20 protein-coding genes are annotated in these 20,405 nt (G+C 72.3%); 8 read left to right on the forward strand and 12 right to left on the reverse strand.

The window, feature by feature from the left end; all coding sequences use genetic code 11:
- Positions 1–148: 148 nt before the first annotated feature.
- The 9 genes from HEQ75_RS02955 to HEQ75_RS02995 all read right to left on the reverse strand — a co-directional run bounded on the left by HEQ75_RS02955 (position 149) and on the right by HEQ75_RS02995 (position 10,540).
- Complete coding sequence (locus tag HEQ75_RS02955; protein ID WP_168027437.1) at positions 149–1,813, reverse strand: alpha/beta fold hydrolase; 1,665 nt, start codon at positions 1,811–1,813, stop codon at positions 149–151.
- On the reverse strand, positions 1,804–3,345 hold the full coding sequence (locus HEQ75_RS02960) for an FAD-binding oxidoreductase (RefSeq protein ID WP_168027438.1): 1,542 nt from the start codon (positions 3,343–3,345) through the stop codon (positions 1,804–1,806). The genes HEQ75_RS02955 and HEQ75_RS02960 overlap by 10 nt, the downstream gene beginning before the upstream one ends.
- The gene (locus tag HEQ75_RS02965; RefSeq protein ID WP_168027439.1) at positions 3,342–4,241 is read right to left on the reverse strand and encodes an amidohydrolase family protein; all 900 of its coding nucleotides are present in this window, start codon (positions 4,239–4,241) and stop codon (positions 3,342–3,344) included. The genes HEQ75_RS02960 and HEQ75_RS02965 overlap by 4 nt, the downstream gene beginning before the upstream one ends.
- Positions 4,238–5,197: an oligopeptide/dipeptide ABC transporter ATP-binding protein gene (locus tag HEQ75_RS02970; protein ID WP_168027440.1), complete on the reverse strand. Its 960-nt coding sequence runs from the start codon at positions 5,195–5,197 to the stop codon at positions 4,238–4,240. Before HEQ75_RS02970 ends, HEQ75_RS02965 begins: the two co-directional genes overlap by 4 nt.
- Positions 5,194–6,171, reverse strand: a complete 978-nt coding sequence (locus HEQ75_RS02975) for an ABC transporter ATP-binding protein (RefSeq protein ID WP_168027441.1) — start codon at positions 6,169–6,171, stop codon at positions 5,194–5,196. The genes HEQ75_RS02970 and HEQ75_RS02975 overlap by 4 nt, the downstream gene beginning before the upstream one ends.
- Positions 6,168–7,019 carry an ABC transporter permease gene (locus HEQ75_RS02980; protein WP_168027442.1) on the reverse strand — a complete coding sequence of 284 codons (852 nt, stop codon included), beginning with the start codon at positions 7,017–7,019 and terminating at the stop codon, positions 6,168–6,170. The genes HEQ75_RS02975 and HEQ75_RS02980 overlap by 4 nt, the downstream gene beginning before the upstream one ends.
- On the reverse strand, positions 7,016–8,026 hold the full coding sequence (locus tag HEQ75_RS02985; RefSeq protein WP_168027443.1) for an ABC transporter permease: 1,011 nt from the start codon (positions 8,024–8,026) through the stop codon (positions 7,016–7,018). The genes HEQ75_RS02980 and HEQ75_RS02985 overlap by 4 nt, the downstream gene beginning before the upstream one ends.
- Positions 8,023–9,603 (reverse strand): ABC transporter substrate-binding protein, encoded by a 1,581-nt coding sequence (locus HEQ75_RS02990; RefSeq protein WP_168027444.1) that lies wholly within the window; start codon positions 9,601–9,603, stop codon positions 8,023–8,025. The genes HEQ75_RS02985 and HEQ75_RS02990 overlap by 4 nt, the downstream gene beginning before the upstream one ends.
- A 109-nt stretch (positions 9,604–9,712) precedes the next feature.
- Positions 9,713–10,540: a cupin domain-containing protein gene (locus HEQ75_RS02995; protein WP_168027445.1), complete on the reverse strand. Its 828-nt coding sequence runs from the start codon at positions 10,538–10,540 to the stop codon at positions 9,713–9,715.
- Between the two features lie 83 nt (positions 10,541–10,623).
- Between HEQ75_RS02995 and HEQ75_RS03000 the strand changes: the two genes are divergently transcribed.
- Positions 10,624–12,168, forward strand: coding sequence for a class I adenylate-forming enzyme family protein (locus tag HEQ75_RS03000; RefSeq protein WP_168027446.1), 1,545 nt, complete (start codon positions 10,624–10,626; stop codon positions 12,166–12,168).
- 10 nt (positions 12,169–12,178) lie between these two features.
- On the opposite strand, the gene HEQ75_RS03005 is transcribed toward HEQ75_RS03000, so the two are convergent.
- The 3 genes from HEQ75_RS03005 to HEQ75_RS03015 are packed head-to-tail and all read right to left on the reverse strand — an operon-like array spanning position 12,179 to position 13,932.
- Positions 12,179–12,820, reverse strand: coding sequence for an NrsF family protein (locus HEQ75_RS03005; RefSeq protein ID WP_168027447.1), 642 nt, complete (start codon positions 12,818–12,820; stop codon positions 12,179–12,181).
- Positions 12,807–13,478: an RNA polymerase sigma factor gene (locus HEQ75_RS03010; protein ID WP_235961213.1), complete on the reverse strand. Its 672-nt coding sequence runs from the start codon at positions 13,476–13,478 to the stop codon at positions 12,807–12,809. The genes HEQ75_RS03005 and HEQ75_RS03010 overlap by 14 nt, the downstream gene beginning before the upstream one ends.
- Positions 13,471–13,932: a YHS domain-containing (seleno)protein gene (locus tag HEQ75_RS03015; RefSeq protein WP_168027448.1), complete on the reverse strand. Its 462-nt coding sequence runs from the start codon at positions 13,930–13,932 to the stop codon at positions 13,471–13,473. The genes HEQ75_RS03010 and HEQ75_RS03015 overlap by 8 nt, the downstream gene beginning before the upstream one ends.
- A gap of 120 nt (positions 13,933–14,052) precedes the next feature.
- Here HEQ75_RS03015 and HEQ75_RS03020 point away from each other — a divergent pair, with 120 nt between their 5' ends.
- The 7 genes from HEQ75_RS03020 to HEQ75_RS03050 all read left to right on the forward strand — a co-directional run bounded on the left by HEQ75_RS03020 (position 14,053) and on the right by HEQ75_RS03050 (position 20,405).
- The gene (locus HEQ75_RS03020) at positions 14,053–14,673 is read left to right on the forward strand and encodes an NUDIX hydrolase (protein WP_168027449.1); all 621 of its coding nucleotides are present in this window, start codon (positions 14,053–14,055) and stop codon (positions 14,671–14,673) included.
- Positions 14,670–15,128 (forward strand): GNAT family N-acetyltransferase, encoded by a 459-nt coding sequence (locus HEQ75_RS03025; protein ID WP_168027450.1) that lies wholly within the window; start codon positions 14,670–14,672, stop codon positions 15,126–15,128. The genes HEQ75_RS03020 and HEQ75_RS03025 overlap by 4 nt, the downstream gene beginning before the upstream one ends.
- Before the next feature lie 182 nt (positions 15,129–15,310).
- Positions 15,311–16,999 carry a flagellar basal-body MS-ring/collar protein FliF gene (gene fliF, locus HEQ75_RS03030; RefSeq protein WP_168027451.1) on the forward strand — a complete coding sequence of 563 codons (1,689 nt, stop codon included), beginning with the start codon at positions 15,311–15,313 and terminating at the stop codon, positions 16,997–16,999.
- Entirely contained in the window at positions 16,996–18,000 is a 1,005-nt protein-coding gene (gene fliG / locus HEQ75_RS03035) for a flagellar motor switch protein FliG (protein WP_168027452.1), read from the forward strand. The genes fliF and fliG overlap by 4 nt, the downstream gene beginning before the upstream one ends.
- The gene (locus HEQ75_RS03040) at positions 17,997–18,638 is read left to right on the forward strand and encodes a FliH/SctL family protein (protein WP_168027453.1); all 642 of its coding nucleotides are present in this window, start codon (positions 17,997–17,999) and stop codon (positions 18,636–18,638) included. The genes fliG and HEQ75_RS03040 overlap by 4 nt, the downstream gene beginning before the upstream one ends.
- On the forward strand, positions 18,635–18,958 hold the full coding sequence (gene fliN, locus HEQ75_RS03045) for a flagellar motor switch protein FliN (RefSeq protein WP_168027454.1): 324 nt from the start codon (positions 18,635–18,637) through the stop codon (positions 18,956–18,958). The genes HEQ75_RS03040 and fliN overlap by 4 nt, the downstream gene beginning before the upstream one ends.
- Positions 18,959–18,962: 4 nt before the next feature.
- Positions 18,963–20,405 (forward strand): sigma-54-dependent transcriptional regulator, encoded by a 1,443-nt coding sequence (locus HEQ75_RS03050; RefSeq protein ID WP_168027455.1) that lies wholly within the window; start codon positions 18,963–18,965, stop codon positions 20,403–20,405.

Consider the following 20,405-nt stretch of genomic DNA (forward strand, 5'->3'; position numbering starts at 1 on the left):
GCTTGCGGTGAAACGGGGTCGCTCCCGACCGTCGCGCCGCCTCACCCGGACCCTCTCTCCCCGGCGGGTGGAGAGGGCTTTTTCAGTTGTCCGCTCGCGGTGGCGCGGCCCCTGGGTACCGTGCTGCCGCCGGGTCCGCCTGGGCGCGTCAGGCGATCCCGGCCAGGGCCGCGCGGATGGCGGCGGCCTTGTCCGCCGGGCCGTCGCCGCTTCGGTGCAGCTTCGCCTCCGGCCGCAGGGACAAGGCCAGGTCCAGGCACTGCACGAACAGGTCGTTCGCCGCCGCCAGGAAGGCGACGCGCTGCGGCAGGGCGGCGAGCCGTTCCGGCAGCGGCCAGGCGAGGGCGGAATGCCAGGCCGGGGCGAAGCTTTCAGGGTTCTTCGCCACCTCCCGGATCTCCGCCTGCAGGCGTGCCGGCTCCACCATCGGTTCGGTGGCGCGGGCATTCTCCAGCCGGCGGTCCCACCAGGGGAACCACAGGCCCATGTCGCGCCGCATGTGCCACATCCGCAGCAGATGGCTGCCATCCCAGGCGGGCAGCACGTCCGGTGCCCAGCGCGGCGCCCATTCGGCGCGCAGCCGCGCCGGCAGGGCGATCGGCGCATCCAGCAGCACGGACAGCGCCCGGTCCGGCCGCGACGCGGCGGCGGCCACCACCGTGGTGGCGCCGGCATTGTGGCCCAGCAGATGGGCGGCCTTCACGCCCAGCGCGTCGCACACCCCCCACAGCGCCGCCGCCCAGGCCTCAGGACCCTGCTCCCCGGCCGCCTCGCTCTCGCCATGCCCGGGCGGGTCGAAGGCGATGGCGGGGATCCCCAGCGCCCGCAGCAGATCCTCGTACAGGGCGGAGGAGCCCGGCACATGTGGGGCGATCACCAGCGGCGGCGCCGCATGCAGGTCGCCGATCACCCGCACCAGCACCTGCCGCCCCCCGACATCGACATAGTTGGTGGTGCTGCGGCCCGGGATGGGCGTGGCCAGTGGCGAAGGCGGCACCGCCCCGCGCGGCCTGTGGCGCAGCAGGATGGCGCGTTCCGCCGCGGCCGCGGCCAGCGGGTCGCGCGGCATTTCCTGCACCCAGGCTTCCGGCGGGTAGGCCGCCATGGTGCGGTGCTGGCTGTCGCCGGGGCGATTGCCGAAGCAGACCGGCACCGTCAGCTCCGGCAGCACCGCCAGGCCGCGATGCCGGAAGGCGGCCGCATAGCCGATGCGGTAGCCATCGCCGGCCTCCAGCAATTCGACCACCCCGCGATGGTTGAACGCGGCCTCCGGCGCGTCCGTATCGGCGCGGAAGGCCAGGGTCTGGTTGTGCCAGGGCCAGAACACATGCTGGTCGCGATAGCGGTACCACAGCCACAGCAGGTGCCCGCCATCCCATTGCGGCACCAGCGGCAGCAGGTAGCGCGCCAGCCGTTCCTCCGCCGCCTTGGCGGAAAACACGGGAAATCCATCGGTCAGCGCCATGGCGCAGCGGGCCGGGTGGCGACGGGCGAATTCCACGGCGATGGAGGCCCCGGTGTGCCGGCCATAGGTGGAGGCCTGGTCCACGCCCAGGGCCTCCAGCGCCGCCGCCAGGCCGTCCGCGAAATCCTCGATCTCCGGCGGGTCCTGCGGCAGCAGGTCGGACAGGCCGAAGCCCGGCGTGTCGAAGGCGAGCGCGGTGAAATGGCTGGCGAAGACCTCCTGCACCGGTTGCAGCACCTTGGCGGAGCAGGGGGAGGCGTGCAGCAGGCACACCGCCGGGCCCTGGCCGATGCGCGTATAGTGCAGCCGGCGCGTGCCGAGCGTCAGGAAGTGACGGGTCAGCCGCATCCCTGCACCCCCTCCAGCGCGCCGGGGTTCATCCGCCCGCGCGGGTCCAGCATGGCCTTCACCGAATGCAGCAACTGCGCCGCCCCGGGCTCCATGCGCGATCCAAGCCGGTAGAAGCGGCCGATCTGGGCGTGCACCGCGCCGTGCTGGTCCATGATGCCGGACAGCACCTCCCGCGCCCCGCGCACCAGGTCGCGCGCTGCCGGGTTGGCGGGGAAGTCGCCGAAGCGGGCGCGGTTGCTGTCGGAGAGGTTGTTCAGGTGCAGCGCGTCCAGCCGGTCGCGCCAGTAGAACATCGGCTCGATCGTCACATAGGCACCGAGCGAGGAGATGATGTGGCTGATGGTCACCCCTGCCTCCGCCAGCGCCGGCGCCAGCGCCGCGTAGCGGGCCTCCAGCGCCGCAAGGCAGGCACGCGCCTGGCCCAGCGGCAACATCCCGTGCACCGGCACCCAGCGCTCCCCCTCCGGCCCCACCAGGCCGCGGATGGAATAGGGCCGCGCGCGCAGCGCCTTGGGGATGGAGGGCGGCACCTCCCTGCCCCCGGCGCCGAGGGCGATGCGGCGCGCCGCCTCGATACCGGCCTCGGCGGCGGCCTCGGTCACGCCATCGGCGGTCAGGTGCAGGCTCCAGGCCGCTTCGGCCTGCGCGCCGCGGGCGGTGCGGGCCAGCCCCGCCACGTCGCGCATCGCCCTGTAGACGGAGCCGGCGCGGGCGGCGACGGCACCCGCCGTGCGCAGCGCCTCCACCGCTTCCACCTTCATGGCGCTGCGGCTGCGCACCGGGTCCATGGCGAAGGCGCGGGTCACCACATTGGCCTGGGCGATGCCGACCATCGCCGCCATCATCGCCGCCCCGGTCTCGAAGGCGAAGGAGCCGAAGGCGGCCTCGCGTTCCGGCGCCAGGCGCAGCGCCACCTCGGTCTTCACGCCGAAGGCGCCGCAATCGCCGAGGAACAGGCCGGTGAGGTCCGGGCCCATGTGCCGCCAGAAGGGTGGCGCGTTGCGCAGCGCCAGCGCGCCGGTGCGCACCGCATTGCCATCCGCCAGCACCACGGCCAGGCCGAGGATGCCGTCCATCCCGCCCGGCAGGTTCTGCGCCACGGTGCCGCCGATGGTGCTGACGGAGCCGGAGATGGGCGAGGCCTGGGCAGCGCGCAGCCCATGGGGTGCCAGCGCCGCGGCCAGCGCCTGCCAGGTGGCGCCAGCGCCGACCACCGCCGTCAGGTTCGGCGCATCCACCTTGATGCCGGCCATGCGGCCGGTATCCACCACCACGGCCGGCGCCTGGGGCACCACGCCGGCGGTGTAGGACAGGCCGGCGCCGCGCGGCACGATGGGGCGGCCGAATTCGGCCAGCAGGCGCAGCGCGGTGGCGGTTTCCTCCGTGCTGCCGGGGCGGATCACCATTTCGGCCGGCGCCGCGCCCGGCCAGTCGAAAAGGTCGGCGGTGGCGAGCGCGCAGGCCTCCGCATCGGTCGCGACATGCTCCGCGCCGAGGCGCTGCGCAAGCGCCGCCGCCAGGCTGCTCATGCCGGGCGGTCGGCGAGGTTGAAGATCCGGATCGCGTTGTTGCGCAGGATCTTCCTCAGCGGATCGGGTCGGAAGTTCAGATCGTGCATCTCGTTCATCGCGCGCTCCGGGTCGATCACCGCCCAGTCGGTGCCGAACAGGAATTTGTCCTGCCCGTAAGTATTGGCATAGTGCACCGCCTGGGGGGGCCAGTGCTTCGGCGCATAGGCATCGCCGGCCATGTACACGTTCTCGTGCTTGGTGCAGACGGAGATCATCTCATCCGTCCAGGGGTAGCCCAGGTGGATGCCGATGATGGTCAGTTCCGGGAAGTGGATCGCCACCTGGTCCAGCGTGATGGGCCGCCCGACGGAGGGCAGCCGCCGGTCCTTCTGGTAGACCAGGCAGTGGCCCACCTGCATCATGATCGGCACGCCGAGTTCGGCGCAGCGGGCATAGTAGGGGTAGTAGATCGCGGCGTCCGGCGCCTGCCCGAACCAGTGCGGGTACAGGTGGCCGCCGACGAAGCCGTATTCCTTGATCGCGACGTCCAGCTCCTTCAGCCCGGCGATGCCGCGCGTCGGGTCGATTCCGGCCAGCCCCGAGAAGCGGTCCGGGTACTTCGCGCAGATGTCGCGCACCCATTCATAGGGGATCTCGATGGAGCCCCGCACCCGCAGGTCGCCGCAGCGCACGGCGATCAGGAAGGACCGCTCCACGCCGGCGCGGTCCATCTTGCGCAGGTAATCCTCGATGGAGACGCCGCGGCGGTCGTCCTGCTTGGTGCGGACCTGGCTGCGGAAGCGGTCATCGGTGGGGATGCGGCCCTCGGCGAAGGCTTCCGGGGTGAAGACGTTCACCACGATGTCGATCGCGCCGTAGCCGGTGCGGGTGGCGGCGGGGTCGAAGACGGTCATGCGGGATCCTCGGCGGGTTCCAGGCGGTTGGTGCGATCGGCGATGCGCAGGCAGGCGGCTTCCTGCCCCGGCGCCAGGGGCTGCATGGCGGGCGGGCCGGCGTTGCAGGCCGGCAGCGCCAGCGGGCAGCGGCCGGCGAAGAAACAGCCCGGCGGCAGGTTGATGGGCGAGGGGATTTCCCCCTGCACCCGGTGCCGGCGCAGCGCCACGAAGGGGTCGGGCGGCAGGTGCGCCGAGAGCAGCGTCTGGGTGTAGGGGTGGCCCGGCGTCTCGAACAGCGCCGCCGCCGGCCCCGTCTCCACGATGCGGCCGAGATACAGCACGGCGACGCGGTGCGAGACCAGGCGCACGGTTTCCAGATCGTGGCTGATGAACAGCATGGCGACGCCGGTCTCGCGCTGCAGCTCCTCCAGCAATTGCAGGATGCCGGCGCGCACGGAGAGGTCGAGCGAGCTGGTCGGCTCATCCAGCACGATCAGCTTCGGCCGGTTGGCGATGGCGCGCGCGATGGAGACGCGCTGCAACTGGCCGCCCGAGAGTTCATGCGGGTAGCGGCCGAGGGTTGCCAGCGGCAGGCGCACGCGCTCCGCCAGCAGCCGCGCCTCCGCCAGGTTGCCGCCATGCAGGCGCAGCGGTTCCTCCAGCAGCCGGCCGATGGTCATGCGCGGGTTCAGCGCGCCCCAGGGGTCCTGGAACACCACCTGCAGCCGGGCGCGCAGCGGGCGGAGCGTGGCGGCGGACAGGCGGGTGATGTCCTGCCCCTCGAACAGGATTCTGCCCTGTGTCGGCGCCAGCAATCGCGTCGCCAGCAGGCCGATGGTGGATTTGCCGGAGCCGGATTCGCCGACCAGGCCCAGGGTCTCGCCCGGCGCGATGGCGAAGGACACGTCGTTCACCGCCTGCACGCCGCCGGGGAAGCGGTGCACCAGGTTCTGGATGGCGAGCACGGCGGTCATGCCGCCTCGCCGGCGAAATGGCAGGCGGCGCCATGCGTGCCGGAGACGGCGATGCGCGGCGGCGCGGCCAGGCAGGCGGTGGCGGCGCGCGGGCAGCGGTCGCGGTACAGGCAGCCCTGCGGCAGGTCGTAGAGGTCGGGCGGCGTGCCGCCGGTGACGGTCCAGCCCAGCTGGGCGATGCGGCCCGGCGTGCTGTCGATCAGGGCCCGGGTATAGGGGTGGCTGGGGCGGGAGAAGACCTCGCGCACCGGCCCATCCTCCACGATGCGGCCGGCGAACATCACCGCGACGCGCTGGCAGTAATGCGCCACCACGCCGAGGTCATGGGTGATGACCAGCGCGCCCAGGTTCCGCGCCGCGACGATGTCGCGCAGCGTGTCCAGCACCTGCGCCTGCACCGTCACATCGAGCCCCGTGGTGGGTTCGTCGGCGATGATCAGCGCCGGGTCGTTCACCAGCGCCATGGCGATCAGCACGCGCTGCGCCATGCCACCGGAAAGCTCATGTGGCCAGGCGCGCATCCGCCGCGCCGGGTCCGGGATGCGCACGGCGGCCAGCATCGCCTCCGCCTTCGTCCGCGCCGCCGCACCGTGGGCCGTGTCGTGCACGCGCTGCATGCGCACCAGCTGGTCGCCGATGCGCTTCAGCGGATCGAGCGAGGTGAGCGGCGACTGCACGATCATCGCCATGCGCCGGCCGCGGATCTTCTCCAGCTCGCGATCCGACAGGCCGATGATCTCCCGCCCCTCGAAGCGGATGGAACCATGCGGGATGCGGGCCGGCGGGCGCAGCAGGCCCATGGCGGCGAGCGCGGTGAGCGACTTGCCCGCGCCGGTCTCGCCGACCAGCCCCACCACCTCCCCGGCCGCGACGGTGAAGGAGACGCCGTTCAGCGCCTGGGCCACGCGCAGCCGGTTGTCCAGGCCGCGGGTGGCGAATTCCACATGCAGGTCCTGCACCGCGAGCAGCGTCACTTGCCGGTCGCCCGCCGCTTCGGGTCCAGCAGGTCCGACAGGCCGTCGCCGGCCAGGTTCAGCCCCAGCACCATGGCGATCAGCGCCAGGCCGGGGAACAGCGCCACCCACCATTCGCCGGAGATCACGTATTCGGCGCCCTGGCGGATCATCGCGCCCCATTCCGGCGCCGGCGCCTGCACGCCGATGCCGATGAAGGCCAGCGTGGCGGAAATGCGCACCGCCCAGGCCATGCGCAGCGGCAGCTGCGCGGTGGCGCCCAGGATGGCGTTGGGCAGGATGTGCACCAGCAGCACGCGCCATTCCGGATTGCCGGCGGCCACCGCGGCGCGCACGAAGGTGGCGTTGCGCAGCGCCAGCACCTCCGCCCGCACGATGCGCGCGAAGATCGGGCTGTCCAGGAAGCCGACGACGAGAATGACGTTGAGGAAGCCCTGCCCCGTCGCCGCCACGATGGCCAGCGCCAGGATGATGGTCGGGAAGGCCCTGAGCACGTCGAGGATCCGCAGCAGCACCTCGTCCACCCAGCCGCCGCGCCAGCCGGCGATGAGGCCGAGCGGAATGCCGATGACGGCCATGATGGCGCCGGCCGGCAGGGCGATGCCGAAGGCGTAGCGCGCGCCATGGATGGTGCGGGAGAATACGTCCATGCCGTTGCCGTCGCTGCCCAGCAGGAATTGCCCCGAGCCCGGCGGCCGCAAGGTCTCGTAGGGGAAGGATTGCGTCGGCGGCAGCGGCGCGATCAGGTCGGCGAAGGCGGCCAGCAGGGCGAAGACCAGGATGGCGCCGAAGCCCACGGCGAAGGTCGGGCTGCGCCGCGCGACGCCCAGGACATGGGTGAAACTCATGCGCGAGCCCGGGGCTCCAGCAGCAGCACCACCAGGTCCACCAAGGCGAAGACCAGGACGGAGGCGATGGCCAGCACCAGGACATAGCCCTGCACCGCCGCGAAATCGCCGAGCAGGATGGCGTTCAGCCCCCAATGGCCGAGCCCGCCCCAGGCGAAGACGAATTCGATCAGGCTGGCGGCGGCGAGCAGGGAGGTGAATTCGGAGCCCACGAAGGTGATCACCGGCACCAGCGCGGCGCGCAGCGCGATGCGACGGATGATGCGGCGCGGGAAGCCGCAGGCGCGCGCGTAGCGGATGTAGTCCGATCCCATCACCTCGATGGCGATCGCTCGCGTGTGCTTGATGATGGGCGCGGTGGCGACGATGGCGAAGCAGCCGACCGGCAGCACGAGCTGCGCGGCGGCCGACCACGCCGCTTCCCCGTTGCCGGCCAGCAGGCTGTCCAGCAGGACGGAGCCGGTGAGGACCTCCGGCGGCGTCACCATCATGGACACGCGCCCCATCGGCGCCGGCGCCCAGCCAAGCAGGTAGAAGAAGACGAAGATCGCCATCAGCCCGAGCCAATAGGTGGGCAGGGAGAAGCCGAACAGCGAGCCGAAGCGGGATGCCTGGTCGAACCAGCCATTCGGCCGCTCCGCCGCGCGCAGCCCGACCGGCACGCCGACCAGCGCGCCGATGCCAACCGCCAGCGTCACCAGCTCCAGCGTCGCCGGCAGGTGGTCCGCAATGGCCTGGGTGACGGGCGCATTGCCCTGCCAGGACAGGCCGAGGTCGCCCTGTACCAGCCGGCCGAGATAGGCCCAGAACTGCGTCAGCAGCGGCTGGTCCAGCATCAGCTCCGCGCGGATCCGCGCCAGCATCGGCGCATCCGCCATCGGCCCGGCGAGCATCGCCACCGGGTCCTGGTCGCCGATGCGCACCAGCATGAAGGTCAGGAACAGGATACCGAGCAGGACCGGCAGCGCGACCAGCGCGCGCCGCCACAGGAACCCACCCAGGCTCATCGCTGGCAGGCCAGATCCTTCCAGACCAGGCGGTTATGCGGCCGCCACTGGAAGCCGCGCATGCAGGCGGCGAAGACCTCATGCGTGCCGGGCAGGAAGGTCTCGACGAAGGTGGCGCTTTCGGCCTGCGCGCGCTGCGCCTGCGCCACCAGTTCCAGCCACTTCGCCTGGTCGCGTTCCACCACCGAGGCGTCGATCAGCCGGTCCAGCGCCTCGTTGTTGTTGCCGTTGACGTTCGACCCGCCGCGCGAATGGGCTGTGAGGAACATGTTGTAGGAGGGATCCGGCACGAAGGAGGAGGTGAGATGCGTCATGAAGGGCAGCGACCAGACGCGCACGGCGCGGCGCGCGGTCATTTCCGTGGCCGGGATGCGGCGCGGCGTCACGCGGATGCCGGCGCGCGCCAGGCTGGCCTGCATCTGCAGCGCCAGCGGCTCCTCCCACCACCAGTTGGTGCTGTATTCCAGCGTGACGTCGAGGCCGTTGGGGTGGCCGGCCTCCGCCAGCAGGGCCTTGGCGCGGTCGTAGTCGGTGTCGAAGGTGTAGGCGTCGATGGCGCCCGGGATCGGCGGGTTCAGCATGGACCGGCTGCGCGTGCCGAGGCCGAGGAACACCGCCTGCCCGATCGCCTCGTAATCCGTGGCATAGGCCACGGCCTGGCGCACGCGCTGGTCGTCGAAGGGGGCGATGCGCGGGTTCATGCGGACGGTGGCGCTGCCCGGTGCGGCGACGCTCTCCACGCGCACGTTGCGGTCCCGCCGCAGGTCCGCCACCTGCTGCAGCGGGATCTGCTCGGCGTATTGCACCTGCCCGGTGCGCACCAGCGCCACGCGGGTGGCCGGCGACGGCACCTCGCGCCAGACGATGCGGCTGTAGAAGGGGCGCTCGAAGGCGTAGTTCGGGTTGGCGATGAAGACCGCCTGCTGCCCGGCGGTCACGGATTGCACATGGTAGGGGCCGTAGCCCGCGGTGTTGGCGCCGAGCCAGCGGGCCGCGAAGGGATCCTCCGCCGTGGCGTGCTTCTTCGCCTCCGTGCTGTCGAAGATCGCCGGGATGTGCAGCGTCAGCACCGACAGGAAGATGCGGTTGGCGTCGCGCAGGCGGAAGCGCACCTCACGCGGGGAGACCGCCTCCACGCTCTCGATCCGCGCGACGTTGCGGATGAACAGGCCGGTGCGGCGCTGGGCGTTGGACTTCTCGAAGGTCCAGACCACATCGGCGGCGGAGATCTCGTTGCCGAAGGGGCTCTTCACGCCGGGGCGCAGGCGGAAGAGGTATTCCTTGCCGTCCTCCGACACCGTCCAGGATTCCGCCAGATGCGGCTCGATCGTCGCGGGGTCGATCACCGCCCGCCCCTCGACCATGCGGGTGTCGAAGCGGGTCAGCCCCTCATACACATTGACCGAGGATTCGATCTGCCCGGGCACCCAGATGTCAGGGTCGAAGCCGCGCGGGGTGGAGACCATGGCGGCGACCAGGGTGTTGCCCTGCGCCAGCGCGGGGGCCGATCCCAGGGCCAGACCAAGCCCGGCAAGCAGGGCTGCGGCGGCAGGCAGCAGGCGGCGCGGATGGTTCATGGATCCTCCTCGCGCAGGCGCGGGTCCGGCGCATATTGTCCTGACAAGGCTAAGGGCGCGCTGGGATACAAGTCAACGCCCAGAATCCCGGCACCCAGGCTGCCAAGGCTCAGAACCGCTCCGGCTTCGGCCAGGGCTGCGCCATCAGCGGCGCGAGCCCGGGCGGCAGCACCGGCTTGTGGACCGGGGTCCAGGTGAAGGGCTGGTCCGGATCCTCCCACAGCGTGCTCTGCGGCCCGCCCTGGGAGCGGAACAGCAGCACCGTGCCGGTCCAGGAGCCATAGGGGGCGTGCTTGATCATCGGCGGCCGCCAGCAATAGGCACCGGCCTGCATCACGCCGAAATCGCCCGCCAGCTCGCCGCTCAGCAGGAAGAACTCCTGCACCACCGGGTGGCGTTCGCTGCGCGCGCCCTGGCGGAAGGGCATGGTGCAGGTCAGGTAGGTGACCTCCCCGCTCACCGGGTCCTGCCGCAGCGTGCGCATGCGCGCCGTGGCGGCCATGGATTCCAGGCCCATGGCGGCAAAGTCGCCGTCCCAGACATTGTCGGTGGCGGAAAGATGCCGCACCAGGCGGCGTTCGTCGAAGCCCTCGGGTCCGGGCTCCGGCGCGGCGGAGAAGAAGCTCAACACCACTGCGCCGCCTTCGCTGCTGAGTCCGCTGCGCGGCATGCCCGCCGGCAGATGCGCGTAGCTGTGCTGGCGATAGGCCTGGCCATCGATCTCCAGCCCTCCCTCCAGCACCCAGATCTCCTCGTCCGCCGCCAGCGTGCCGGCCGGCCGCGCATGGCCGGGCGGGTAGCGCAGCAGGCAGGAGACGGCGCCGCTTGCCGCATCCTGCGACAGGATCTTGGCCGCCGCGCCCGGGCGGTCGGCGATCGCGTCATCCTGCCAGGGCAGGGCCTGGGCCTGGATCCATTCGATGTGGGGACGTGCCATGACCGCATCGCGCCTGCTCGCGCGCCGCCTGTCAATGTCCGGACCATTGACAGGCGCGCGAAACCGCCCCGATCCTGCCGCCCATGGCCGATTTCGCCCGACGCGGCGCCTCCCGCTGCATGTTGATCTCCGACGGCATCCGCGCCGCCGCCGGACGCACCCCGGGCAAGACCGCGATTCGCGAGACGGGGCGGGCCCTGACCTATGCCGCGCTGGTCGATCGCATCGCCCGCGTCGCCAATCTGTGCCATGCCGGGCTCGGCCTGCGGCATGGCGAGCATGCGGCGGTGTTCTCCGCCAACTGCCTCGAATACATCGAGATCGTCGCCGGCATGGCGGAAGCCGGCATCGCCGCGGCCACCATCGGCCCGGCCGCCGCCGCGCCGGAAATCCGCTTCATCTGCGAGGACAGCGCGGCGCGGGTGATGTTCGTCTCCGCCGCGCTGGAGGAGGCGGCGCGCGCCGCCGCCCCCGCCGGCGTGCAGCGCTTCATCGTCATCGGCCCGGCCTATGAGGCGCTGCTGGCCGAGGCCTCGCCCGGGCCCTGCCCCGTCGCGGTAGATGAACGCGACATCTTCTCCGTCCCCTACACCTCCGGCGCCACGGGCCGCGCCAAGGGCGTGCGGCTGGCGCATCGCGGCCGCGTGCTGTCGGCCTATGCGATGGCGGCCGAGCATGGCTGCTACACCCCCTACGACCGCGCCGTGGCCACCACGCCGATGTTCCACGGCGCCGGCTTCCTGATGGCGCTGACGCCGATCTTCTTCGGCGGCTTCGTGGAGGTGCTGCCGCGCTTCGACATCGAGGCGCTGATGGGCACCATCACCCGCATCCAGGCCACCAGCGCCTACATCGTGCCGGCGCATTTCGCCGCGCTGTTCGCGCTGCCGGAAGCGACGCGGGCGCAGTACGACGTGCGCAGCATGAAGGCCGCCATCTCCGGCACCGCGCCGCTGCCGCAGGCGGTGAAGGAGCGCATCGTCGGCTATTTCGGCGAGGGCGTGCTGTATGAGCGCTACGGCACCACGGAAACCTCCATCGCCTGCTCGCTGAGCCCGCCGGACCAGCTGCGCAAGCAGGCCAGCGTCGGCCTGCCCTACCCGGCAACCCAGATGAAGATCTGCGACGAGGCGGGCAATGCCGTGCCGCAGGGCGAGGTGGGGGAGCTGTGGGTCGCCTCCCCCTACATGTTCTCCGGCTATTTGAACCTGCCGGAGCAGACGGCGGCCGGCACGCGCGGCGACTGGTTCGTCACCGGCGACCTCGCCCGGCAGGACGAGGAAGGCTACCTCTATTTGGTCGACCGCAAGAACGACATGGTGATCTCCGGCGGCGAGAACATCTACCCGCGGGAGGTGGAGGAGGTGCTGCTGGCGCACCCCGCCGTCGCCGAATGCGGCGTCACCGGCGCGCCGCACCCCTATTGGGGGGAAGCGGTGACGGCCTTCGTCGTCATCCGCCCCGGCATGACCGTGGCGGCGGAGGCGCTGGCCGCGCTGTGTCGCGCCAAGCTGTCGCGCTACAAGGTGCCGAAGGAGATCCGTTTCGTCCCCGGCCTGCCGCGCAACGCCATGGGCAAGGTGCTTCGGCGCGCCCTGAAGGAGCAGTTGCGCGCCGAAGCCGGCTGAACGCCGCCGTCTACTCCCCCATCGCGCGCAGCGCGCGCGGGCCCCAGCGGCGCGACAGCAGCATCACCAGCAGCACGGAGCCGCCGTGCCAGATCAGCACCATCGCCGCGGCGTCCAGGTGGTGCACCAGGGTCAACCCGCAGGAGGCGATGGCCGCCGCCGCCAGCCCCGCCAGCGCCGCCACCGGCCCGGGGCGGATGCGGGCGGCATGGCGCGTCATCCACAACATGCCCAGCGTCATCGGCACGCCGAAGGCGATGATGAAGCTCAGGCAGCCGAAGCTGGTGGACAGGGCGGGGAAGCCCTGATCGACGAAATCCGTCAAGCAGCCCCAGCCCAGGCCGGAGACCCAGAAGGCGGCGAAGGGCAGCGGCAGCAGCGCCCAGCGCTCGCTGCGGTCGGGCAGCGCCAGGTGAAAGGCGGCGATGGCGGCGGCGGTGCCGGTGGCAAGCCCGGCCACCATGTTCACCTGCTCATGCATCAGCATCAGCCGCTGTTCCAGGTCGTGCCGCAGGCCGCTGATCAGCACCACCACGCCGATCAGCACCGCCGCGAGCGACAGCCAGCTCAGCGCGCCCAGCAGCGGCGGCATGACCCGGCGCACAGGGGTCAGCCCCTGCGACAGGCGGCTGATCAACTCATCGGTCTGCACGGTCGTCTCCTTCACCCACCCCGAAGCGGCGGCGCAGTGAACGCATGGCGCGGTGCGTCGCAACCTTCAAGGCCCCGACGCTGAGGCCGGAGCGCGCAGAAGCCTCGGCCAGGGACAAATCCTCGAGCTTGGCCAGGCGCAGCGCGGTACGCTGGCTCTCCGGAAGCTCGGCGACCGCGTCGCGCAGGTTGCGCGCGGCCAGCCTTTCCTCCGCCACCGGGCCGACCGCGGCGGCGGCTTCCGGCAGGTCGTCGATATTGGTCTCGCGGCCAGCGCCACGGCCGCGCCGGCGCAGCCGGTCCACCGCGCGGCGGGTGGCGATGGTGGTCATCCAGGGGCCGAAGGGTCGCTCCGGGTCATAGGTATGGCGCAGCACGTGGATGGTCATCAGCGCGTCCTGCACCGCATCCTCCACCTCCGCCGCGTCGCGGATGCGGGCACGGGCCAGTTGGCGGAGCCGTGGCGTGATTTCCCGCAGCAGGGTGTCGTAGGCACGCGCATCGCCGCCCTGCGCCTGGGCCAGAAGGCCACCCCAGCGGGCCTCCTGCGTCGCGCGCAGGCCGCCATCGGCCACGCCATTCGCCTGGGCCGGCATCATGGCCAGGGGCAGGACCGGCGTTGGCTGCGGCAGCAGGGCGGCCACGGACATGTCAGGCATCGGCCAAGCGTGGCCAATTGGCGTCGGCGCGGGCGATGTGCCCGGGAATGTCGCGCTGCCATTGCCTCTGCACCCCGCGGTCGTAGTTCAGGTAGAGCCGACCCGCCTCGATGTGCCACGCCTCCGGATCGATATCCACCTTGTAGCCGCGGGCAACGCCGAATGCACAGTAGCCGCCGTATCGCGGCGTATAGCGGGCGGGGTCCTCCCGGAAGGCGGCAAGATGGGCGGCTGAGGCGAATCGCCAGCTAACGCCCGCATGGGTGGCGGCGAAGTCGGCGCGGCCGCGCAGCGGGCGTGATTGCGTGAACCAGGCGACGGTGTCGTAGCCATCCAGCGCCACGCCGCGCTGGTGGTTGACCGAGCGCGGGAAGCCGGTGGCGCCGACCGTGCCCGGCAGCAGGGCGGCGGCGCCCAGCGTGGGGGCAAGGGCGAACAGGCTGCGGCGATGCATGGCAAGCCTCCTTCCTGGGATGCGACATCGACGGCTTCGCCAGGGCCCGGCGGCCGGTTACGCGGAAATCATCGCGCCGCCGCGCTTGCCCGACGCCGCCGCGCCGCGCCAGGGTGCGGCATGGACACCGAAGCCCCGCCCTGGACCACCACCCATTCCGAGACCCTGATCGAGGACCGCTGGATCCGCCTGCGCGCCGACCGGCTGCGCACCGCCAGCGGGGCGGAGATCGCGCCCTGGTATGTGCTGGACTACCCGGATTGGTGCGCCGTGGTGGCGCTGACCGCGGAGCGCCGGCTGGTGATGGTGCGCCAGTGGCGGCACGGCGCGCAGGCCTGGTCGCTGGAGTTGCCCGGCGGCGTCATGGATGCGGAGGATGCCGACCCGATCGCCGCGGCGCGCCGCGAATTGCTGGAGGAGACCGGCTTCGGCGGCGGCACCTGGCGCTACCTCTATGCCGGGCACGCCAACCCGGCCATCCAGACCAACCGCCTGCACATCGTGCTGGCCACCGGCGTCGCGCCGCAGGCCACGGCGACGCCGGAGCCGGGGGAGGTCATCCGCGTGGAATGCCCGACGGTGGCCGAGGTGCTGGCCGGCCTGCCGCAAGGGGCGATCGGGCAGTCCATGCATGTCGGCGCGATCTGCGTCGGCCTCGCGGCCGCGGGCTACATCAGCCTCGCGGCCGCGGGGAGCGCCAGCCCGGCGGCCGGGCCGATCAACCAGGGGACCACGCCATGACCGCCGCCCCGCTGGCCATCGCCGCCCCGCTGCCGGCGCAGCGCGCCGAGTGGGACCGCCTCTATGCCGGCTACGCCGCCTTCTACCGGGTCGAGCAGACGCCGGCGATGCGCGACCGCGTCTGGGGCTGGATCATGGACCCGGCGCATGAGGTGAAGGCCCTGGTCGCGACGCGGCCGGATGGCAGCCTGGCCGGGCTGGCGCATTACCGGCCCTTCGCCCGGCCTCTGATGGCCGGCACGGGCGGCTTCCTGGACGACCTGTTCGTCGATCCGGCGGCGCGCGGCCAGCGGGTGGCGGATGCGCTGATCGAGGCGGTGTCCGCCATCGGCCGGCAGCGCGGCTGGGGCCTGGTCCGCTGGATCACGGCGGATGACAATTACCGCGGCCGCGGCGTGTATGACCGGCTGGCGACCCGCACCATGTGGGTGACCTACGACCGCAAGCTGGGCTGAGGGTCGCGCCGCCCCACACGCCGCCGCACGATTTCCGCGCCGCCTTAACCTGATCCTTACCGCAGACCCGGCAGAACCTGCCCAGCCGGTTTGGACCGGCCTGGGGATGGCAGGATGCGATCGGGCGTGGCGCAGGGATCTTGGGCACGCGGACTTGGCCGGCGCGGGGCTGGGGGCGGCGGATGGGCGGGTTGATCGACCAGCTCCGCCAATTCGGCCCGCTGCGCCTGGCGGCCCTGGCCGGGGTCGGCCTCGCCGTGCTCGGGCTGGTGGCAATGCTGGCGATGCGCGCGGCGGAGCCGCCCATGGCGCTGCTGTACGGGGATCTGGACCCGCGTGACGCGGGGCAGATGGTGCAGGCGCTGGAACGCGCCCGCATCCCGCACCGGCTGGAAGCCGGCGGCGCGCAGCTGCTGGTCCCGGAATCGGAGGTGCCGCGCATCCGCCTGATGCTGGCGCGCGATGGCATGCCCTCCGGCGGATCGGTCGGCTACGAGATCTTCGACCGCGGCGAGAGCCTCACCACCACGCCCTTCCAGCAGGATGTGAACCGCCTGCGCGCCCTGGAGGGGGAGCTGGCGCGCACCATCCGCGGCCTGGCCGGCGTGCGCACCGCGCGCGTGCACCTGGTGCTGCCGCGGCGCGAGCCCTTCACGCGCGAACGCGGCGAGGCGCAGGCCAGCGTCGTGCTGACCATGCAGGGCGCGCAGCGGCTGGACCGCGACGGCGTGCAGGCGGTGCTGCACCTGGTCGCCGCGGCGGTGCCCGGCCTGCGCCCGCAGCAGGTCTCCATCGTCGACAGCCGCGGCGAATTGCTGGCCCGCGGCGGCCAGGCGCTGTCCGGCCCCGCCGCCGCCGCAACCGGGGAAGAGCTGCGCCGCAATGCGGAGCTGCGCCTGGCGCGGGCGGTGGAGGATCTGCTGGAGCGCACGCTGGGCCCCGGGCGGGTGCGCGCGGAAGCCGCGGTGGAGATGGATTTCGACCGCGTGCAGACCACCGAGGAACGCTTCGACCCGGAAAACCAGGTGCCGCGCAGCACCCAATCCGCCACCGAGAGCAACCGCAGCGGGGAGGCCGGGAACGTTTCCGTCGCCAACCAGCTGCCGGGCGCGGAGGCCAATGCCGGCGGAAGCCGCAGCGAACAGCAGCGGCAGGAAGAGACGACGAATTTCGAGATCGGCCGCAGCACGCGCAACACGGCGCGCGACCAGCCGGTGCTGCGCCGCGTGTCCCTGGCCGTGCTGGTGGACGGGATCTGGGAGCCGCAGCCGGATGGCGCGCCGCCGCGCTTCCGCGAACGCAATGCGGATGAGCTGGCGCGCATCCTCTCCCTCGCCAAATCGGCCGTCGGCTTCAACGAGGAGCGCGGCGACAAGGTGGAGGTGGTGAGCCTGCGCTTCGCCGAGCCGCCGCTGGCGGAGGCGGTTTCCGAGGGCTTCAGCATCCTGGGCCAGACGGTGCCGCCGGCGGTGATGGGCCGGGTGCTGGAATCCGGGATCCTGGCGCTGGTGGCGCTGGCGGCGATCCTGCTGATCGGCAAGCCGGTGGCCAACCGCCTGGTGCTGGCCATCGCCCCGCCGCCGGCGCTGGCCGGCGCCGCGGGCAGTATCGGCGTGACCATCACGGCGGAGGAAGCGGCGGCGCTGGCGCAGGCCAATGGCGGGCAGGTGCCGCTCGGCCCTGATGGCACGCCGCTGCTGGCCCAGGATGGCAGCCCGGCGACGGAGGAGGATGCGATGGTGCAGCTGGCCAAGGTGGAAGGCGAGATGCGGGCCTCGGCCCTCGCCGCGCTGATGGAGATGGTGGAGAAGAACCCGGATGCGGCGGTGACCGTGGTGCGCCGCTGGCTGGCCCCGGCGGATGCGGCATGAGCGGCGTCAACATCCTCAGCGGCCCGCAGAAGGCCGCCACGCTGATGCTGGCGCTGGGCGAGGCGCATGCGGCGCAGATCTTCGCCCGGCTGCATGAGGACGAGATCCGCGACCTGTCCCTGGCGATGGCGGCGCTCGGCTCCATCGGCGCCGCGACGGTCGAGGAGGTGGTGCGCGAATTCGGCCAGCAGCTCGGCCAGGCGGGGCATCTGGTCGGGTCCTATGAAAGCACCGAAAGGCTGCTGCTGAAGACGCTGCCGAAGGAACGCGTCGCCCAGATCATGGAGGAGATCCGCGGCCCCGCGGGCCGCACCATGTGGGACAAGCTGGGCAACGTGAACGAGGCGGTGCTGGCGAACTACCTGAAGAACGAATACCCGCAGACCGTCTCCGTCGTGCTGTCCAAGGTGCGGCCGGACCATGCGGCCCGCGTGCTGGCGCTGCTGCCGGAAGGCTTCGCCATGGAAGTGGTGATGCGCATGCTGCGCATGGAGACGGTGCAGAAGGAAGCGCTGGAGGGCGTGGAGCGCACGCTGCGCATGGAGTTCATGTCCAACCTCGCCCGCGGGTCGCGCCGCGATGCGCATGAGGTGATGGCGGAGATCTTCAACAACCTGGACCGCGCGGCGGAGGGCCGCATCCTGTCGGCGCTGGAGGAACGCTCCCGCGACAGCGCGGAGAAGATCCGTGCGCTGATGTTCACCTTCGACGACCTGCAGCGGCTGGACCAGCAGGGCATCCAGGCGCTGCTGCGCGGCGTGCCGAAGGACAAGCTGACGCTGGCGCTGAAGGGGGCGTCGGAGACGCTGCGCGACATGTTCTTCCGCAACCTGTCGGAACGCGCCTCCAAGCTCCTGAAGGACGACCTTGCCGGGCTCGGCCCGGTGAAGCTGCGCGACGTGGACGAGGCGCAGGCGCTGATCGTCGGCATCGCCAAGGACCTGGCGGCGCAGGGCCAGATCCAGATCGCCGACGGCCGCGACGACGAGATGCTGGCATGATGCGCGCGCTCCGCCTGCCCGATCTCGGCGCGCCGCCACCACCGCCGCCGGAGCCGGAGCCGCCGCCGCCCGACCCGGCGGCGCTGGCCGAGGCGGCGCGGGCCGAGGGCGTGCTGCAGGGCCGCGCCATCGGCCATGCGGCCGGGCTGAAGGAAGGCCGCGCCGAACAGGCGGCGGCGCAGCAGGCGGCGATCCAGCGCGCGCTGGAACGCATCGCAACCCAGATGGCCGGTGCCGAACAGGCCGGCCAGGCCACGGCGGAAGCCGGCGCCCAGGCGCTGGCGGGGCTTCTGATGCAGGTGCTGGACCTGGCGCTGCCCGGCGCCGCGGCGCGGCTGGGGCCGGAGATCGTGGCGCATCTGGTGCCGCCGCTGCGCCAGGCCATCGCCGACCGGCCGGAAGCGGTCCTGCATGTGGCGCCGGGGCTGGTGGAGGCGGTGGCGGCCCTGTTGCCGCCGGGCAGCCCGCCGGTGGTGGCGGATGCCGCCCTGCCCGCCGGCGATGCGCGCGTGGCGTGGCGTGACGGTGCCGTGGTGATCGCGCTGGCGGCGCGCCGCGCGGCCATCGCGCAGGTGCTGCGCGCCGTGGGGATCTGGAACGACGCAACGCCCGAGGGCGAACAGGAGATGGTGGCATGACGAGCCAGGATGGCTTCGAGCCCGTGCCCGCGACGGAAGCGCAGCAGGGCAGCAGCCAGCCCAGCGGGCCGCGCGACCTGGATGCGGTCTACGACATTCCGGTGCAGGTCTCGGCCGTGCTCGGCCGCGCCACCATGCAGGTGTCGCAGCTGCTGAAGCTGGGCCGCGGCGCGGTGGTGGAGCTGGACCGCAAGCTGGGCGAGGCGGTGGACATCTACGTCAACAACCGCCTGGTCGCGCGCGGGGAAGTCGTGATGGTGGACGACAACCGCCTGGGCGTGACGATGACCGAGATCGTCAAATCCGACCGGGGCGGCTGAGGCCATGGCCCGGCTGCTGATCATCGGGTCCCTGGAAGGGGAGCTGGGCGCCGCGGCGCGCGTGGCCATCGCGCGCGGCGCCAAGCTCGGCCATGCGGAAGGCGTCGGCACGGGGCTGGACCGGCTGCGCGCGGAAGGCGCCGACCTGGTGCTGGTGGATCTGCGGCACGACGTGGTGTGGCTGGTGCAGGCGCTGGCGGCGGAACGCATCGCATGCCCCGTGGTCGCCTGCGGCCGGGCCGAGGATGCGGATGCGGCGGTGCGTGCCATCGAGGGCGGCGCGCGGGACTTCCTGCCGCTGCCGCCGGATGCCGACCTCATCATCGCCATGCTGGAAGCCGCCGGCGCGGCGCCGCAGGCCGATGCCGGGCCGGTGGCGCGCGACCCGGCGATGACGGCGCTGCTGGCGCGCGCGGCGCAGCTGGGCCGGGCGGAGGCCTCCGTCCTGCTCACCGGGGAAAGCGGCACGGGCAAGGAAGTGATGGCGCGCCACCTGCATGCGCTGTCGAAGCGCGCGCGCGGCCCCTTCGTCGCGCTGAACTGCGCCGCGCTGCCGGAGACGCTGCTGGAATCGGAGTTGTTCGGCCATGAGAAGGGCGCCTTCAGCGGCGCCATCGCGCAGCGCAAGGGCAAGTTCGAACAGGCCGAGGGCGGCACGCTGCTGCTGGACGAGATCGGCGAGATGGACCCCCGCCTGCAGGCCAAGATCCTGCGCGTGATCCAGGAACGGGAAGTGGATCGCCTCGGCGGTGGCGCGCCGGTGCGCGTCGATGTGCGCATCATCGCCGCGACGCATCGGGACCTGGCGGCGGAAGTGGCGGCCGGGCGGTTCCGGGAGGATCTGTATTTCCGCCTCAACGTCGTCGCGCTGCGCATCCCGCCGCTGCGCGAGCGCCCGGCGGACATCCTGCCGCTGGCCGAGCATTTCTGCACCCGCTACGCCCAGGTGAACGGCCTGGCCCCGCGCCCGCTGGCGCCGCTGGCGCGCCACCGCCTGCTGGCACACCCCTGGCCCGGCAATGTGCGGGAGCTGGAGAACACCATCCACCGCGCCGTGCTGCTGGCCGAGGGCCATGAGGTGGGGCCGGAGGCGATCGAGTTGGCGCAGCCCGCCCTGGCCCAGCCCGCCGCGCCCCCGCCCGCCACGGCCGCCCCGGCCCCTCCTCCCCCCGGCCCCGGCCCTGCCCCGGCCGGCAACCGCGTCACCGCCCTGGTCGGCCGCAAGGTGGAGGAGGTGGAGCGGGAGCTGATCCTGGAGACGCTGACCCATTGCCTGGGCAACCGCACCCGTGCGGCGGAGATCCTCGGCATCTCCATCCGCACGCTGCGCAACAAGCTGGGCGAATACCGCAGCGCCGGCATCGCCGTGCCGCCGGCGCCCGGTCAGCCGCCCGCTGGCCAGCCGGCGGGCCACCCCATGCCGCTGCCGCTTTCCAGCCTGGCCTGA

Origin of the sequence: Falsiroseomonas selenitidurans (genome assembly GCF_012103215.1) — a bacterium.
GTDB classification, from domain to species: domain Bacteria; phylum Pseudomonadota; class Alphaproteobacteria; order Acetobacterales; family Acetobacteraceae; genus Falsiroseomonas; species Falsiroseomonas selenitidurans.